Genomic DNA, 16,854 nt, shown 5'->3' with positions numbered 1-16,854 from the left:
GAAAAACGTGGTACTTCTCTCTATGGCAATCAGTGAATCAACCCAGCCCATTTCGGGCGCGCCGGCGTCGCGCACCTCCTTTAAAGTCTTAGGCGCAATCAGTCTCTCGCACCTGCTCAACGACATGATCCAGTCGTTGATTCTGGCCATTTATCCGCTGCTGCAGTCCGAGTTCTCACTAACCTTCGTGCAGATCGGGATGATCACCCTGACCTTCCAGCTGGCTTCCTCACTGCTGCAGCCGGTGGTCGGCTACTGGACGGATAAATACCCGATGCCGTGGTCGCTGCCGATAGGCATGTGCTTCACCCTAAGCGGGCTGGTGCTGCTGGCGATGGCGGGGAGCTTTGAAGCCGTGCTGATTGCCGCCGCGCTGGTGGGCACCGGCTCGTCCGTTTTCCATCCGGAGTCTTCCCGCGTGGCGCGCATGGCCTCCGGGGGACGTCACGGTCTGGCGCAGTCTCTCTTCCAGGTGGGCGGTAACTTTGGCAGCTCTCTCGGCCCGCTGCTGGCCGCGGTGATTATTGCCCCTTATGGTAAAGGCAACGTGGCCTGGTTTGTACTGGCCGCGCTGCTGGCGATCATCGTGCTGGCGCAGATCAGCCGCTGGTATGCCGCTCAGCATCGCGTGAATAAAGGTAAACCTAAAGCGAAGGTTATCAATCCCCTGCCGCGCAACAAGGTTATCCTGGCGGTTTCCGTGCTGCTGGTACTGATTTTCTCGAAATACTTCTATATGGCGAGCATCAGCAGCTATTACACCTTTTATCTGATGCAAAAATTCGGATTATCGGTACAGAATGCGCAGATCCACCTGTTTGCCTTCCTGTTCGCCGTCGCGGCCGGTACGGTTATTGGCGGGCCTGTGGGTGATAAGATTGGGCGTAAATATGTCATTTGGGGCTCTATCCTCGGCGTGGCGCCGTTTACCCTTATTTTGCCGTACGCCAGCCTTGAATGGACGGGGATTTTAACCGTGATCATTGGTTTTATCCTCGCATCCGCCTTTTCCGCCATTCTGGTCTATGCCCAGGAGCTGCTGCCTGGCCGTATCGGTATGGTTTCCGGGCTCTTTTTCGGTTTCGCCTTCGGCATGGGCGGGCTGGGCGCGGCGGTGTTGGGGATGGTGGCGGATCACACTAGCATCTTCCTGGTTTATAAAATCTGCGCTTTCCTGCCGCTTCTTGGGATGTTGACCATATTCCTGCCTGATAACCGTCACAAAGCGTAAATTACGGGTAGCCAAAGTTTAACTTTGGCTACCTGATACCCTGATGCCATAAGGGTTTCTTCTTCATCCCCTCGCTGAATTTATCAAAACGCGCTTTTTTACGTACATATTGCTGTTTTATTCAAACTTCAACAATAATTCATAAACATAAGGGTAAAAATTGTCATAAACTATTACTCGGTTTTTTGGTTTTCGCCAAAAAGGAACACCCACAACGAAAGGAGACGGAATGCACCACGCCACACCGCTTATCACCACCATTGTTGGTGGACTTGTGCTCGCTTTTATCCTCGGCATGATTGCCAATAAGCTGCGTATTTCTCCTCTTGTCGGCTATCTGTTAGCGGGTGTACTGGCGGGACCGTTTACGCCAGGCTTCGTGGCGGATACCAAACTGGCCCCTGAGCTGGCGGAATTGGGCGTGATTCTGCTGATGTTTGGCGTCGGCCTGCACTTCTCCCTGAAGGATCTGATGGCGGTAAAGTCGATCGCCATACCGGGAGCGATCGCCCAGATTGGGGTGGCGACGCTGCTGGGGATGGCGCTTTCGGCGGTGCTGGGCTGGTCGTTAATGACCGGTATCGTATTTGGGCTGTGTCTCTCAACCGCCAGCACCGTGGTGCTGCTGCGCGCGCTTGAAGAGAGACAGCTGATAGACAGCCAGCGCGGGCAAATCGCGATAGGCTGGCTGATTGTGGAAGACCTGGTCATGGTCCTGACGCTGGTGCTGCTGCCAGCCGTCGCCGGGATGATGGAAAAAGACAACGTCGGCCTGGCCTCGCTGGCGCTGGATATGAGTATCACCATCGGTAAGGTGGTGGCGTTTATCGCCATCATGATGCTGGTGGGACGCCGTCTGGTGCCGTGGATCATGTCCCGCAGCGCGGCAACCGGCTCACGCGAGCTGTTTACCCTCTCCGTGCTGGCGCTGGCGCTGGGTATCGCTTTTGGTGCCGTAGAGCTGTTTGATGTCTCCTTTGCCCTGGGCGCGTTCTTCGCCGGGATGGTGCTGAACGAATCCGAGCTGAGCCACCGCGCGGCGCACGACACTCTGCCGCTGCGCGATGCGTTCGCCGTGCTGTTCTTCGTCTCCGTCGGGATGCTGTTTGACCCGATGGTCCTGATTCACCAGCCGCTGGCCGTGCTGGGCACGCTGGCGATCATCATCTTTGGTAAGTCGCTCGCCGCCTTCTTCCTGGTGAGAATGTTCGGCCACTCCCCTCGTACGGCGTTGACCATCGCCGCCAGCCTGGCGCAGATCGGTGAGTTCGCCTTTATTCTGGCCGGTCTGGGCATGGCCCTGAACCTGCTGCCGCAGGCGGGACAAAACCTGGTGCTGGCGGGGGCGATCCTGTCAATTATGCTGAACCCGGTGCTGTTTGCCCTGCTGGAAAAATACCTCGATAAAACCGAAACGCTGGAAGAACAGACGCTCGAAGAGGCCATCGAAGAAGAGAAGCAGATCCCGGTGGATATTTGCAATCACGCCCTGCTGGTCGGCTTTGGCCGTGTGGGCAGCCTGCTCGGTGAGAAACTAATGGCGCAGGGCATTCCGCTGGTGGTGATTGAAACCTCACGCACCCGCGTCGACGAGCTGCGCGAGCGCGGGATTCGTGCGGTGCTGGGCAATGCGGCAAACGAAGAGATAATGAATCTGGCGCATCTGGACTGCGCGCGCTGGCTGCTGCTGACCATACCTAACGGCTATGAAGCGGGCGAGATTGTGGCTTCCGCGCGCGCGAAGTGCCCAACGATTGAGATTATCGCCCGGGCGCACTATGACGACGAGGTGGAGTACATTACCGAGCGCGGTGCTAATAAGGTGGTGATGGGCGAGCGCGAAATTGCGAACACGATGCTGACGCTGCTGGAGAATCCGCCGGTTGAAGAAGGGGTGACGGGGTAAGTTTGGTGCGGTCTGATGCCCTACCCTGACCCTCTCCCACAGGGAGAGGGAATAAACACTAAAAACGGCAACCACAGGTTGCCGTTTTGCTTTTATCTGTCCCAGTAGGCCTCTTCGAGGCTGTCTTCCCGTTCCGGCAGGCCGCGCGTTAAGCGCGGGGAGTGCTGGTTCAGTACCTGATAGCTCACGCGGTTGGCATATTTACACACCTGCGCCAGTGAGGAATAGGTCAGCCAGCTGAACTTGTGCTTGCTGGAGTTCGGCACGTTGGTTTTGTGGTAGGCGTTAGCGGTGATGTCGTGCAGCAGTGCGGCCAGCGCGCCGTCGCCCGCACCGTTGGTGTTCATGATCTTCTCCGGTCCGCCCATGTATGGCGCGATATGGGAGTAGATACGCAGCGGATTCACACAATCTTTGTAGCGCATGCCGCGGCTGAACTCGTACTGGTTGAACTCGGCAATCGCACCGGGCAGCAGCGGGTGCTGGGTTTTGCGCTTGCTCTCTTCTTCCGTGAAGCCCGCCATGTACAGCCCAACTGGACCCGCGGTGCAGAGCACCAGATCCACCCAGTCCAGCGCTTTGTCAGACGCCAGCAGCGGATCGCTTTCGCCGGTCAGCGCTTCGGCCTCTTCTTCGTTCATCGCCAGAATCGAGACGTGCTCTTTCAGGAACGCCTGCCACCACTCCGGGTTATCGGCGATAACAAATTTCGTGCCCAGCGTCAGAACGACAGGCACGTTGTATTTCTTCGCGTACTCAATCGCTTTCATGGTCGCTTCCGGCATCGGCTCGCCCGGCTTACAGCGCACCAGGTAGGAGGTCAGCACCAGCGCCGAGGCGCCCGCAATCACCTCTTCCGGAATACTCTCGGCGCGCAGCTTATTCATATGACCCGGGCTGATGGCAAAAGTACGCTCGCCGGAATCGCTAATCAGCGTAAAGCAGCGGCCAATAGGCCCGTCGACGCCCTGAAGGTAGTTCAGATCGGTACGGCTGGAGGTGTTGCAGAGATAGCGGTAGGCATAGCCACCGATTTCAATATTGCTGCACATCACGCCGAGCAGCACCGAGCGGTCGTCGGCCAGCACGGAGTAGTTATGCATGGTATTGCCGATGGTGCCACCGGCGAACTGATGGGTAATCAGGTTTTCGCGCACCAGCTCCTGGTACAGCGCTTCGGCAACGTCGTCCTCAATCACCAGCGAGTGACCGGCGCTCAGACCGTAACGGGCGACAAACGCATCATCCACTTTCGCTTCAATGTCCACCAGCGTCTGATCGATACCGACGACCCATGCCGCGCTGGTTTCGTTTTCAGGCTGGATTTGCTGCAGGAGCGGATCGCGGGCATCGACGGGGAAGTAGTGTTTGGATTTGCGTTTACCGGGAAATTTCATGGTCTGAACTGTACGAAGAATATGGGCCGGGAATGGTAGCACAAACCCGGCCCGGAGTGCGATCAGCGGCTGTTCGTTACCAGCGAGACCATCATGTCGATATGCTCAGGCGAGTCGTTAAGCGCCGGAATGTACTCGTACTTTTCGCCGCCAGCCTCAAGGAAAAATTCCCGGTTTTGCACCGCGATCTCCTCCAGCGTTTCCAGACAGTCGGCCGAGAAGCCCGGCGACATCACCTGAATGTGCTTCACGCCCTTCTCACCCAGCATTTTGAGGGTTTCATCGGTATAAGGCGTCAGCCACGGCTCGCGGCCGAAACGCGACTGGAAGGTCATCATCACCTTCTCCGGCGGCAGGCCAAGGGCGGAGACCAGCTCGCGCGTGGTATCGCGGCAGCGCTGCGGATAATCATCCCCTTCATTGGCGAAACGCTGCGGGATCCCGTGATAGGAAAGGAGCAGCAGATCCGGCTCGCCGTGCTTTTCAAACGACGCGCGCGCGCTGTTGGCAAGCGCCTTGATGTAGAGATCGTTATCCGCATAGTCGCGAATAAAGGTCACGCCCGGAATGCGGCGGCGGGTCGCCAGTATGCGGGCCAGCTCGTCCCAGACGGCGGCCACCGTCGAGCAGGAGTATTGCGGGTAGAGCGCCAGCACGACGATATGGTCCACGCCCTGCGCCAGCAGTGATTCCACCGCGCTTTCCAGAGAGGGTTTGCCGTAGCTCATGCCGAGCGCGACAGGCATCTCCGGCAGGCGGGCGGCCAGCGCTTTTTCCTGGCGACGGCTGTAGACCATCAGCGGCGAGCCCTCTTCCATCCATACGGACTGATAGAGTTTGGCGACGCGCGGAGAACGAATCGGCAGAATGACGCCACGCAGCAGCGGCCACCACAGCAGTCTCGGGAAATCCACGACGCGCGTGTCGCTTAAAAATTGTCGCAGGTAGCGTTTTACCGCGTCTGATGTAGGTGCTTCTGGAGTGCCCAGATTGGCAAGCAGGATGCCGGTTTTCGCCTGACTCATTCACGCCTCTTAACCATTTGATAGGTTGTCAATTGTAGCGGAAATGCGTTTAAACGAAACCCATTGCTGTAATAGGTAAGATGAGAATATTTCTCACCCGGGAGCCCGGGTGAGAGGCGCGCGATTAGCCGAGGATTTTTTCCAGCTCTGCACGTACGTCAGCCACGGCTTTGGTGCCGTCAACTTTGGCGTATTTGGTGTTACCCGCCTGCGCTTCTTTGGTGTAGTAGCCGATCAGCGGCGCGGTCATCTGATGGTATTCCACCAGGCGTTTACGCACGGTCTCTTCCTGATCGTCTTTACGGGTGGTCAGCTCTTCGCCGGTCACGTCGTCTTTGCCTTCAACCTTCGGTGGGTTGAATTTGATGTGGTAAACGCGGCCAGAAGCAGCGTGTACGCGACGGCCAACGATACGGTCAACGATCAGCTCGTCCGGCACGTCGAACTCCAGAACGTAGTCCACGTTGATGCCCGCTTCTTTCATGGCGTCAGCCTGAGGAATGGTGCGCGGGAAGCCGTCCAGAAGGAAACCGTTACGGCAATCTTCCTGAGCAATGCGCTCTTTGACCAGAGCAATAACCAGCTCGTCGGTCACCAGCTTGCCTGCGTCCATGATGTCTTTCGCTTGTTTACCCAGCTCGGAGCCAGATTTTACAGCGGCGCGCAGCATGTCACCGGTGGAGATTTGCGGAATACCGTATTTCTCCATGATGAACTGAGCCTGAGTTCCTTTACCCGCGCCCGGAGCGCCAAGCAGAATAATACGCATTGCGAAAATCCCCTCAAAAGTCGTTTCAATTTTTCAAAAGCGCTAAACAATACCACCAGAACGGGCATCGCTCAAGGAAGGCGGGAAGGCTGAAACGGTTAACGGGGGGAGATTATTTGGGTTAGTGCGGTCTGGAGCCCTCACCCCGGCCCTCTCCCACGGGAGAGGGAGAAGGCCAGGGGAGGCATGCTCAATTACGCCAGCAGCAGCGCATTCACACGTTTAATGAACAGGTTAGGATCTTCCAGCGTGCCGCGCTCGGCCAGCAGGGACTGATCCAGCAGCAGCTCAACCCACTCGGCAAAGCGGGCGTCGTCCTGGGTATCCGCCGCGCGTTTCACCAGAGGATGATCCGGATTAAGCTCAAAGATATATTTCACTTCCGGTACCGCCTGGCCCGCCGCAGCGAACAGCTTCGCCATCTGAGTACTCATTTCGTCGGCATCGGTGGTGACAATCGCCGGAGTGTCGGTCAGACGGTGCGTGAAGCGCACCTCTTTCACGCGCTCGCCCAGCAGGGTTTTCACGCGCTCAACGAACGGCTCCAGCGCCTTCTCGGCTTCTTTCGCGCTTTCGTCCACTTCATCCGCCAGCTTGTCGATGGATTCGTCGGCTTTGGCTACGGACTGGAACGCCTTACCGTCGAACTCGGTCAGGTAGTTCATCATCCACTCGTCGATGCGGTCAGAAAGCAGCAGCACTTCGATGCCTTTCTTACGCAGCAGCTCCAGGTGCGGGCTGCTCTTCGCCGCCGCGTAGCTGTCGGCGGTGATGTAGTAGATCTTCTCCTGCCCTTCTTTCATGCGGGAGACGTACTCTTCCAGCGACACGGTCTGCGCGGAGGAGTCGGTGTGCGTAGAGGCGAAGCGCAGTAGTTTGGCGATGGTTTCAACGTTCGCGGTGTCTTCTGCCGGGCCTTCTTTCAGCACCAGGCCGAACTGTTTCCAGAAGGTCTGATATTTTTCAGCATCGTCTTTCGCCAGTTTTTCCAGCATCTGCAGAGCACGTTTGGTCAGGGCGTTGCGCAGGTTACGGGTGACGGTGCTGTCCTGCAGAATTTCACGCGAAACGTTCAGCGGCAGATCGTTGGAATCTATCAGACCGCGCACAAAGCGCAGGTAGTTCGGCATGAACTGCTCGGCGTCGTCCATGATGAACACGCGCTGCACGTACAGCTTCAGGCCGTGCTTGTGATCGCGGTTCCACATGTCCCACGGTGCCTGTGCCGGAATGTACAGCAGGCTGGTGTACTCCTGCTTACCTTCCACGCGGTTGTGGCTCCAGGTCAGCGGGTCGGTAAAGTCGTGGGCGATGTGCTTGTAGAATTCGTTGTATTCGTCGTCTTTAATTTCAGACTTGTTGCGCGTCCACAGCGCCTGCGCCTTGTTGATCTTCTCCCAGGAAACCACGGTTTCACCGTCTTTCTCTTCCTGTTTTTCAATCTCAACCGGCAGCGCGATGTGATCGGAGTATTTGCTGATGATGGAGCGCACGCGCCAGTCATTCAGGAAATCGTCTTCCCCTTCGCGCAGGTGCAGGGTGATTTCGGTCCCGCGATCCGCCTTGGTGATGTCATCAACGGTGTACTCGCCTTCCCCTTTGGATTCCCACAGCACGCCGTTCTCGGCGCTGTCGCCTGCCGCACGGGTGCGCACGGTGACTTTGTCGGCCACGATAAACGCCGAGTAGAAGCCCACGCCGAACTGGCCGATGAGCTGGCTGTCTTTCGCCTGGTCAGAGCCCATGGACTCGAGGAACGCTTTGGTGCCGGATTTGGCGATGGTGCCGAGGTGGTCGATCACCTCGTCGCGGTTCATCCCGATGCCGTTATCGGCGATGGTCAGGGTGCGGTTCTCTTTATTGAACGAGACGCGCACGCGCAGCTCGCCGTCGCCTTCGTACAGGTCCGGGTTAGACAGCGCGCGGAAGCGCAGCTTGTCCGCCGCGTCCGAGGCGTTGGAAATCAGCTCACGCAGGAAAATTTCTTTGTTGGAATACAGGGAATGGATCATCAGGTGCAGAAGCTGTTTTACTTCTGACTGGAAACCACGGGTTTCTTGTCCTTTCATCTATGTCGACCTCAACAATGCCATTTAATGGGGTTTTAAAACGTTGAGTGAGAGATGGGGATAAGGGGGGGAATTTTCAAGCGGAGGCCGCGCGCGCAGCCTCCGTTTGGTCAGAAAATAATCTTGTGACGCCCGGCCAGAGAGTGCGACAGCGTGGTGCCGTCGACCATTTCCAGCTCGCCGCCCACCGGCACGCCGTGGGCGATGCGACTGGCGTCAACGCCGTACTGCGAGCACAGTTCGGCGATGTAGTTGGCGGTTGCCTCCCCTTCCACCGTTGGGTTGGTGGCGAGGATCACCTCTTTGATGGTTTCGGACTCAAGACGCTGTTCAAGGCGGTCAAGACCGATATCATCCGGGCCAATACCGTCCAGCGGGGAAAGATGCCCCATCAGCACGAAGTAGCGGCCGGAAAACTGCCCGGTTTGTTCGATGGCGTAGATGTCCGCCGGACTCTCCACCACGCAAATCTGACCGTTTTCCTGACGACGCGGGTTCGTACAGATGTTACACACCTCCTGCTCGGTAAAAGTGCGGCAATCCGCACAGTGACCAATTTCTGACATGGCGCGGGTTAAAGCCTGCGCCAGGCGCATCCCGCCGCTGCGGTCGCGCTGCAATAGCGTAAACGCCATGCGCTGCGCCGACTTCGGGCCAACGCCCGGCAGGCAGCGCAGTGCTTCCATTAACTGCGTGAGCAGCGGACTGGTTTGCATCAGAATGGCATCTTGAAGCCAGGCGGCAGCTGCATACCGCTGGAAACAGAGGCCATTTTCTCTTTCTGAGTTTCGTCGATACGGCGAGCGGCATCGTTAAACGCGGCTGCAACCAGATCTTCCAGCATCTCTTTGTCGTCTTCGAGCAGGCTCGGGTCGATTTCCACGCGACGGCAGTTGTGCGCACCGTTGATGGTCACTTTGACCAGCCCGGCACCGGACTCACCCGTGACTTCCAGCTGAGCGATCTCTTCCTGCATCTTCTGCATTTTTTCCTGCATCTGCTGAGCCTGCTTCATCAGGCCACCCAGACCGCCTTTTCCACCAAACATAGGCTTCTCTCTTTTTCACGTTTAAGGATTACAACCGTAAGTCAGACTCACGATCAAATGGGGCGAATACTCTCTTCATCCAGATCGGCGTCGAAGAACCGGCGCAGGGTCTGAATGTTGTTATCCGCAATAATCGCCTCGCGCGCCTGCGCGAGCTTTTCTTCATAAATGGCCTGGCGCCACTCGAGCGGCGTTTTCACTGCCGGATTATCATCTTCAATGATAGTCAATTCAACCGGTGCGCCCTGTAATGCGGTGAGCGCCTCCGCCAGCGCCTTTTGCGCGCCAGGGGAATTGAGGTGCCGCTGACCCGGACGCAGGTGCAAACGCACCTGATTGCCGTCCTGCTCTTTCCAGGCATTCAGCGCGACCTGCTCGACCAGCTTCGGCAGCTGGAGTTTGCTGACCTCGGCGGCCCAGGCGTCGCGCGCAATGGACTCTTCGGCAAGCTTCGCGGAAAGCTCCGGCGTTTTCTCATGCTCCAGCGCCTTTTTCAGCGCTTTCGGCGTGGCGACCTCTTCCTTCACCGTTTCAGTGATGGTGGTTGCCTTCCAGCGGTAAGCCTCTTCTTTCACCGGGGCTTTCTGCTCGAGCGCGGACGGTGCAGGACGCGACTGTACGCGCTCCGTTACCGAGGCCAGACGTTCAAGCGCGGCGTTGTTCACCGGCCGCGCTCTTCCTGGCGCTGCCGGTTCACTCTTTTTTGGTTTGGTTACTCCCTGCGCACGCTGCAGCTGGCTGCGTGCGGCAAGCACCGAACTGGTGGCATCCGACAGCGGAACGTTCTGCTGCGGCGGCGGTGTCGGCTGCGGCGGCACCTGCTGCGGCGACATCACCGCCGTAGGGGCGACCGGCGCGAAAGACTGCCGCGGCGCTTCCGGCTCCGGCAATGGCATGCGCGGGTGGAAAGCCAGCGCGCGCAGCAGCGTCATTTCAACGCCCATCCGTGGATCCGGCGCGAACGGTAATTCTTTGCGGCCTATCAGCAGCGTCTGGTAATACAGCTGCACGTCGGCAGGCGGCACGGTGCGGGCAAGCTCACGCATCCGCTGTTCAATAGCGGCCATATCCGCACCGATGGCGGACGGAGAAAGCTGCAGCATCGCCACGCGGTGCAGCAGGCTGAGCATCTCAACCAGCAGCCCTTCCCATTCGATACCCCGGGCAGCGGCGGCATTCACCTGCGACATCACGCGTTCGCCGTTGGCGGCGATCATCGCTTCGATAAGCGACAGCGCCTGATCGTCATCCAGCGTGCCGAGCATGGTGCTGACCGCCTCGGTGGAGAGCTTGCCGTCACCGCTGGCAATCGCCTGGTCGGTCAGGCTGAGCGCATCACGCAGGCTGCCGTCCGCTGCGCGGGCCAGCAGCTGCAGGGCGCGCGGTTCGTGGACAATTTTCTCTTCATCAAGAATGTGCTCAAGCTGCGCGCGGATCTGCTCAACGTCCAGCGCCTTCAGGTGGAACTGCAGGCAGCGCGACAGGATGGTGACAGGCAGCTTTTGCGGATCGGTGGTCGCCAGCAGGAACTTCACGTGCGCGGGCGGCTCTTCCAGCGTTTTCAGCAGGGCGTTAAAGCTGTGGCGCGACAGCATGTGCACTTCATCGATCAGGTAGACCTTGAAGCGGCCGCGCGCCGGGGCGTACTGCACGTTATCGAGCAGATCGCGGGTATCTTCCACTTTGGTGCGCGAGGCGGCGTCGATCTCGATCAGATCGACAAAACGCCCCTGCTCGATCTCGCGGCAGTTATCACATACGCCGCACGGCGTGGCGGTGATCCCGGTTTCGCAGTTGAGACCTTTTGCCAGCAAACGGGCAATAGAGGTCTTACCGACGCCGCGGGTGCCGGAGAAAAGATAGGCGTGATGGATGCGACCTAGCGACAAGCCGTTCGCCAGGGCCGTCAGCACATGTTCCTGACCGACAACGTCAGCAAAGGTTTGTGGTCGCCATTTACGGGCTAACACCTGATAACTCATGGGCAGGCTCTGCAACGCTGGAAGGTGAATTTATGGAGGGGAATGCTATCACAACCTCACCCATTGAGCGAGGTTGTGAAAACCGGGATTAATGACCCGGGAAAGGCACCAGGCTGTAGCTGGTGATGCCCTGTTTTTCCAGGCGCTGTTCACCGCCGAGATCGAACAGGTTAATGATGAAGGCCGCGTCGGTCACTTCACCACCCAGACGACGGATCAGCTTCACGGTCGCTTCAATGGTGCCGCCGGTTGCCAGCAGATCGTCGACCACCAGCACCTTGTCGCCAGGCTTGATCGCATCAACGTGGATCTCCAGCTGATCGGTGCCGTATTCCAGCTCATAGCTCTCAGCAATGGTTTCACGCGGCAGTTTGCGCGGCTTACGCACCGGCACAAAACCCACGCCCATCGCCAGCGCAACCGGTGCGCCAAACAGGAAGCCACGGGCTTCGGTACCTACTACTTTGGTGATCCCGGCGTTTTTATAACGCTCGACCAGCAGTTCAATGCTGAGCGCGTACGCTTTCGGGTCTTCCAGCAAGCTGGTGACATCACGGAAAAGAATGCCAGGCTTTGGATAGTCCTGGATGCTTTTGATGCTGTTTTTCAGATATTCAAGCTGCTGTGCAGTTGCGGTCATCGGTTTTGCCTAAATGAAACAGTGTTACTCACAGCGCGCAACGAGTCGGCCAAGGCAACAATTGTTTAACCTTTGACCAGGCGCACCTGTGCTCGAAAACGGTCGAATTTACTGGCTGTGCGCAATAATTGCAACAGTCATGATAAGGCTTCAGTGCTTTTGTTGCTTTTCATCAACCACGGGGATCCGCCACATGAAGATAAGCAGGCAGGAGAGGATCGCCAGCAGAAGAATACGTACCCATATCATTTTCACCAGCCATAATGAAATAGCGAAGGTAATGAGGATCACCGCGATCGCGCGCGGCTTCGCGCCGGGCGGCATGGCCCGGTTTTTTTGCCAGTGCCGCAGATAGCCGCCAAACCATGAGCGATAGAGCAGCCAGTGGTGAAAACGCGGCGACGAGCGGGCGAAGCACCAGGCCGCCAGCAGGATAAACGGCGTGGTCGGCAGCAAGGGTAAAAACACGCCCAGCGTGCCAAGCACTACCGCGAGCCAGCCAATGATGATTAAAATAGTACGCTTCATAATGCGAATCGTTATCAAACTGAACGGCTACTTTACCACTGGAGAGCGCCTTGAAAACAGCACTGCTTCTTGAGAGGCTGCAAAATCAGCTCGTTGCTCTGCGGAAGCAGGCTACACCGCTGATGGGCCACGCCACGCTGAAACCGCGCTTTGACCGGCAGCTTTTTCGTACCCGCAGCACCGTCATTCAGGATTATCTGGCAGAAACGCAGACCAACCTCGACGAGCTTCGCCATGCGGTTGAGAGTGAACAGCAGGAGCAGGTGGCGTGGCTTGCGGAGCATCTCACAGAGCAGATCACCGCTCTGCATCGCGAAATCGCCGCCTGGCCCCTGCGCGCCTGGGACAGCGCCTCGCCGGGGCTCGGTAAATGGCAGCGCAAGCGGCTGGAGAATCAGGAGTTTGAGCGCCGGCTGTTTGAGATGAAGCGCGAGCGCGAGACGCGGCTGAACAACAGCGAAACGCTGGAAGAGCAGCAGCTATTGATGCGCGAGATTAGCGCGCTGGAAGGACGCATCGTCCGCTGCCGTCAGGCGCGGGATGAGATTGAGCGCGTCATTGAACGTTTGACCCGTTAACAGGAGCCACACCCATGTCGCTGGAAAATGCACCCGATGAGGTCAAGCTGGCCGTCGATTTGATTATGCTGCTGGAGAATCATGAGATCCCCGCCGAAACGGTGCTTAAGGCGCTGGAGATTGTACGGCGGGATTTTGAAGGTAAATTACCCTCACCCCGGCCCTCTCCCTGAGGGAGAGGGGGAAAATCGTTCCCTCGCCCCTGAGGGCAGAGGGAAAATAGATTATGCAGGCGTAGGATCGTCACCCTTAATGTCGCGCTTCACTTCCGTATGCTCATCACCCTTCTCGTTGCGCAGGTGAACCTCAAGCTGGTTGAAGGCGATATTAATATCGTTTTCACGGCACAGACGATCGATAGAGCGGTTAAGTTCATCCACCGTATAGCTGCGGTCGCGCAGCTCGCGCACGTATAAACGCAGCTCGTGATCCAGCGTGCTCGGCCCAAAGGTGGTGAAGAAGACCGCCGGAGCCGGATCGTGCATTACTTTCGGATGTTCTGACGCCGCCTTCAGCAGCACCTCTTTCACCTTCTCCAGATCCGATCCATAGGCTACGCCCAGGCGGATCACCACGCGCGTCACCGTATCGGAGAGCGACCAGTTGATCAGGCGCTCGGTCACGAACGCTTTGTTCGGGATGATCACCTCTTTGCGATCGAAGTCGGTGATAGTGGTGGCACGAATACGGATCTTGCTGACCGTACCGGAGAAGGTGCCGATGGTAACCGTATCGCCGATTCGTACCGGACGTTCGAACAGGATGATCAGGCCGGACACGAAGTTACCGAAGATCTCCTGCAGGCCAAAACCAAGACCGACCGAGAGGGCGGCCGCCAGCCACTGCAGTTTATCCCACGAGACGCCAAGCGAGCCAAAGACCGTCATCGCCCCGACAATAATGATCACGTAGTTGAGGATCGTAGTAATGGCGTAGGACGCCCCCTGGCGGAGATTCAGACGTGACAGGAGCAGCACTTCAAGCAGGCCTGGCAGGTTGCGAATCAGCGCCCAGGCAACCACCGACGACACCAGCGCAAACAGCAGGCTGCCCATGGTCACGCTTTTCATGACCGCAGCGCCCGCTTCGGTACCGTTGTATTGCCAGAGGGTAATACTGTCGAGATAGGCGAAAACGGTAATAAGATCTGACCAGATAGCCCAGAACATAACCGCAAACAGGGCGATCATCACCAGCATGGTGATGCGCAGCGTCTGCTGGTTAACCTGCTCCAGGGCGATGGTCGGCTCTTCCTGCGGCTCCGCGCCTTCGGCCCCTTCTTTCACCTGATGCTGACGACGCGCGATAGCACGGCGATAGGCAATGCGGCGAGCCGCCACGCTCAGGCCGCGCAGCACGGTCTGATAGAGCAGGTTCCAGACGATCACCAGATAGACCGTTTCAATCCAGCGCCCGGACAGGCGCAGCGTGGTATAGAAGTAGCCCGTTGCCGTCAGCACCATCAGCGCCAGCGGAATGATCGCCAGCACCGTCACGGTGGCCAGACGAATATTGTGGGACTCTTTATCACGCCAGCTATCGCGGCACATCGGCCACATCAGGATCGCAATCAGCAGCAGGTTCAGCAGGATGACCAGCTGGCCCAGCACGTCATCCATCAGGTGCAGCGGAGAAAGCTCAGAGACAACCGACCAGAAGTGCAGCGGCAGGAGCGCCAGGCTAATGCGCACAATCTGACGACGCCAGTGGCTGGTCAGCTGCGCTGGCATGTTGAAATGACGCACCGCCACGCCGTCTTTTTCCAGCACCTTCCAGCACACGCCAAACACCAGCCAGAACAGCGCCAGCTTTTTACTGAACGCCCACAGCAGATCGCTGACGTTGAGCTGCATGGTGAGCAGAATCAGGCCCACGGCCAGAATAATCAGACACACCGGCAGGGCGCGGATGAGATCGATGAGAATCGCTTTTGGCGTATGGAGCTGGCTATCGTTGCGCAGCTGCCCCACTTCGGAGGCCAGCTTCGCCTGATATTTTTTCAGCCAGCCCAGACGCCAGCGGATCAGACCGGCAATCAGCAGCAGCGGTAAACCGGCCAGGAAAGCAATCATGACCGCAGGCCAGGCTTTCTCCCAGTTTACGGTGATCTTCATGCTCTTAATCTGCGTTTTCAGCGTCTCCGGGAAGGATTTGACCCAGTCCCAGTCCATCGGCTTGTTGCTGTTCACCCAGAAAATCTGCTGGGTCAGGATCTCCTGCAGACTTTTCGAGACGCTCACCAGCTGCTGCTGGTTGATTTGCAGGTTAATGGCCATCATCAGCTGGTTGCCCAGCTGTTTGTTGAGCTGGTCCAGCAGCTCGCGACGCATATCGACGACCTGGAGCAGCGCGTCGTGCACTTCCGGGTTCACGTCGCTGGAATGCCCTTCTTCAATTTTGGCGACAAAGGCATCGCTCTGGAAAAGGGCATCGCGCTGCTGGTTGACGTCAAACTGTTCCAGACGTAAATCCGCAATGCGGTTGGTCATGTCTTCCAGCTCATCGGCGGACGGGAGCGTCTGCTGCTGCTGGTAGAGAATACGCGACAGCAGGAGGCTGCCCTTCAGGACCGCAATCTGCTCTTTGATGTTGCGCTCAGCCTGCAGCGCGCGATCCAGCCAGTTCTTCACTTTGATATTTTGCTGAACCAGCGAGTTGCCGTTTTCCGTCGCCAGTATCAGGCGCTGGCTAAGCTGGTGGTTGGCCTCGAGCTCCTGTTTCACCAGAGGATTTGCCTGAATGCGGGCGGTTTCGTCAGGCGATACGGCCTCCTGGGCGGTTTTTTTCGTCAGGGTCAGGCGTTTGCTGTTTACCGCCTCCTGCAACAGCTGAAGCTGGTGTTCCAGGCGATTAATATTCGCGGTGACGTAATCACGCTGTTTCTGAAGCGTGTCCTGCAGCACCGTATTCCCTTCCAGGCTTTTACGCTGCTGTTCGATTTGCGCATTGAGCAAGGTCTGCTGAACCAGCAGCAGCGTTTGCTGCGTCGGGCGCAGCGTACCCTCGCCTACCGTCGTGCCGTTCAGACGGTTGCGGATCTGCTGCAGCTGCTGAGACGCGGCGTACATCGCGTTTTGCACGCGCTCGGGCTGGGTCTGCAAAGAAACAAGCTGGCTGTTATACGTTGCAAGATCCGACTGCGCGGTTTGCAGGTCGTCGAGCAGTTGTGCGACGCGGGACTCCAGCTGACGTAAGGAGAGCGTCGAGAGCGTCTTACGCGTCTCGTCGTCGTTATCCACATCGCTGAGAGCATTCAGCGCGTCGGTGGCCTTACGCATATTTTCAGGGGCCTGCGCCACCTTCTGGCGAAGCTGGACGGTTTCCGCTTTGATGCGTTCAATTTTATCCAGCGTTTCCAGCGTTTCCGTCAGATCCTGCTGGACGAGTTTCTCCTGAGGGGAGAGATCTTTTTGTTTGTTCAGCGTGTCGAGCTGCGACTGAACATCGCCGCGCGAGGGAATATCGTTGCTGTTATCGGCGCGGGCCCAGGTCAGCGGCGCCGTAGCGAAGAAAAACAGCATCGCAAAGAGCAATGCAAAAACAGGATGTTGCGAGCGATTGATGGGCAGCATAGTTGTGAATGATGTCAGAAGATGACCGAAAATAGTCCGGCGTGAAGAATATCACGCTCGCTGAAAGCAGAATAGCGCGAACATTATCCTCTGAGATAAATCCTGGAAA

13 protein-coding genes, 1 pseudogene and 1 other annotated feature are annotated in these 16,854 nt (G+C 57.7%); of the genes and pseudogenes, 4 read left to right on the top strand and 10 right to left on the bottom strand.

Features of this window, described 5'->3' with window-relative positions; translation table 11 throughout:
- The first annotated feature begins 22 nt into the window (after positions 1-22).
- Both ACMWLG_RS06130 and ybaL read left to right on the top strand, forming a co-directional pair.
- The gene (locus ACMWLG_RS06130; protein WP_045400741.1) at positions 23-1,231 is read left to right on the top strand and encodes an MFS transporter; all 1,209 of its coding nucleotides are present in this window, start codon (positions 23-25) and stop codon (positions 1,229-1,231) included.
- 229 nt (positions 1,232-1,460) lie between these two features.
- Positions 1,461-3,137, top strand: coding sequence for a YbaL family putative K(+) efflux transporter (gene ybaL, locus ACMWLG_RS06125; protein ID WP_045400738.1), 1,677 nt, complete (start codon positions 1,461-1,463; stop codon positions 3,135-3,137).
- 92 nt (positions 3,138-3,229) lie between these two features.
- Here the strand turns inward: ybaL and ACMWLG_RS06120 are convergent, their stop codons facing one another.
- From ACMWLG_RS06120 to ACMWLG_RS06080, 9 genes are all read right to left on the bottom strand, one after another.
- Entirely contained in the window at positions 3,230-4,534 is a 1,305-nt protein-coding gene (locus ACMWLG_RS06120) for an inosine/guanosine kinase (RefSeq protein ID WP_029741032.1), read from the bottom strand.
- Positions 4,535-4,596: 62 nt separating this feature from the next.
- Positions 4,597-5,559 (bottom strand): ferrochelatase, encoded by a 963-nt coding sequence (hemH, locus tag ACMWLG_RS06115; protein WP_045400736.1) that lies wholly within the window; start codon positions 5,557-5,559, stop codon positions 4,597-4,599.
- A gap of 124 nt (positions 5,560-5,683) precedes the next feature.
- Positions 5,684-6,328 (bottom strand): adenylate kinase, encoded by a 645-nt coding sequence (gene adk / locus ACMWLG_RS06110; protein ID WP_006809841.1) that lies wholly within the window; start codon positions 6,326-6,328, stop codon positions 5,684-5,686.
- Between the two features lie 194 nt (positions 6,329-6,522).
- Positions 6,523-8,397, bottom strand: coding sequence for a molecular chaperone HtpG (gene htpG / locus ACMWLG_RS06105; RefSeq protein ID WP_023310609.1), 1,875 nt, complete (start codon positions 8,395-8,397; stop codon positions 6,523-6,525).
- 110 nt (positions 8,398-8,507) lie between these two features.
- Positions 8,508-9,113, bottom strand: a complete 606-nt coding sequence (gene recR / locus ACMWLG_RS06100) for a recombination mediator RecR (RefSeq protein WP_023310608.1) — start codon at positions 9,111-9,113, stop codon at positions 8,508-8,510.
- The gene (locus ACMWLG_RS06095; protein ID WP_003858972.1) at positions 9,113-9,445 is read right to left on the bottom strand and encodes a YbaB/EbfC family nucleoid-associated protein; all 333 of its coding nucleotides are present in this window, start codon (positions 9,443-9,445) and stop codon (positions 9,113-9,115) included. Before ACMWLG_RS06095 ends, recR begins: the two co-directional genes overlap by 1 nt.
- A gap of 53 nt (positions 9,446-9,498) precedes the next feature.
- Positions 9,499-11,427, bottom strand: coding sequence for a DNA polymerase III subunit gamma/tau (gene dnaX / locus ACMWLG_RS06090; protein WP_023310607.1), 1,929 nt, complete (start codon positions 11,425-11,427; stop codon positions 9,499-9,501).
- Positions 10,105-10,169: a sequence feature (DnaX frameshifting element), on the bottom strand. (Overlaps the previous gene by 65 nt.)
- A gap of 88 nt (positions 11,428-11,515) precedes the next feature.
- Positions 11,516-12,067 carry an adenine phosphoribosyltransferase gene (apt, locus tag ACMWLG_RS06085; protein WP_000127359.1) on the bottom strand — a complete coding sequence of 184 codons (552 nt, stop codon included), beginning with the start codon at positions 12,065-12,067 and terminating at the stop codon, positions 11,516-11,518.
- Between the two features lie 150 nt (positions 12,068-12,217).
- The gene (locus ACMWLG_RS06080; RefSeq protein WP_045400733.1) at positions 12,218-12,595 is read right to left on the bottom strand and encodes a DUF454 family protein; all 378 of its coding nucleotides are present in this window, start codon (positions 12,593-12,595) and stop codon (positions 12,218-12,220) included.
- A 50-nt stretch (positions 12,596-12,645) separates the two neighbouring features.
- Between ACMWLG_RS06080 and priC the strand changes: the two genes are divergently transcribed.
- Positions 12,646-13,173, top strand: coding sequence for a primosomal replication protein N'' (gene priC, locus ACMWLG_RS06075; protein WP_045400730.1), 528 nt, complete (start codon positions 12,646-12,648; stop codon positions 13,171-13,173).
- A 14-nt stretch (positions 13,174-13,187) separates the two neighbouring features.
- Positions 13,188-13,356, top strand: a pseudogene (gene rsmS / locus ACMWLG_RS06070) (pleiotropic regulatory protein RsmS); the annotation flags it as partial.
- A gap of 41 nt (positions 13,357-13,397) precedes the next feature.
- On the opposite strand, the gene mscK reads toward rsmS, so the two are convergent.
- Positions 13,398-16,745 carry a mechanosensitive channel MscK gene (mscK, locus tag ACMWLG_RS06065; protein WP_414762961.1) on the bottom strand — a complete coding sequence of 1,116 codons (3,348 nt, stop codon included), beginning with the start codon at positions 16,743-16,745 and terminating at the stop codon, positions 13,398-13,400.
- Between the last annotated feature and the right edge of the window lie 109 nt (positions 16,746-16,854).

The sequence above is a fragment of the Enterobacter sp. 01-M-02-SI-ECC genome, from assembly GCF_047530595.1.
In the GTDB taxonomy this organism is placed as follows: domain Bacteria; phylum Pseudomonadota; class Gammaproteobacteria; order Enterobacterales; family Enterobacteriaceae; genus Enterobacter; species Enterobacter cloacae_M.
This window is presented reverse-complemented; position numbering and strand designations above follow the sequence as displayed.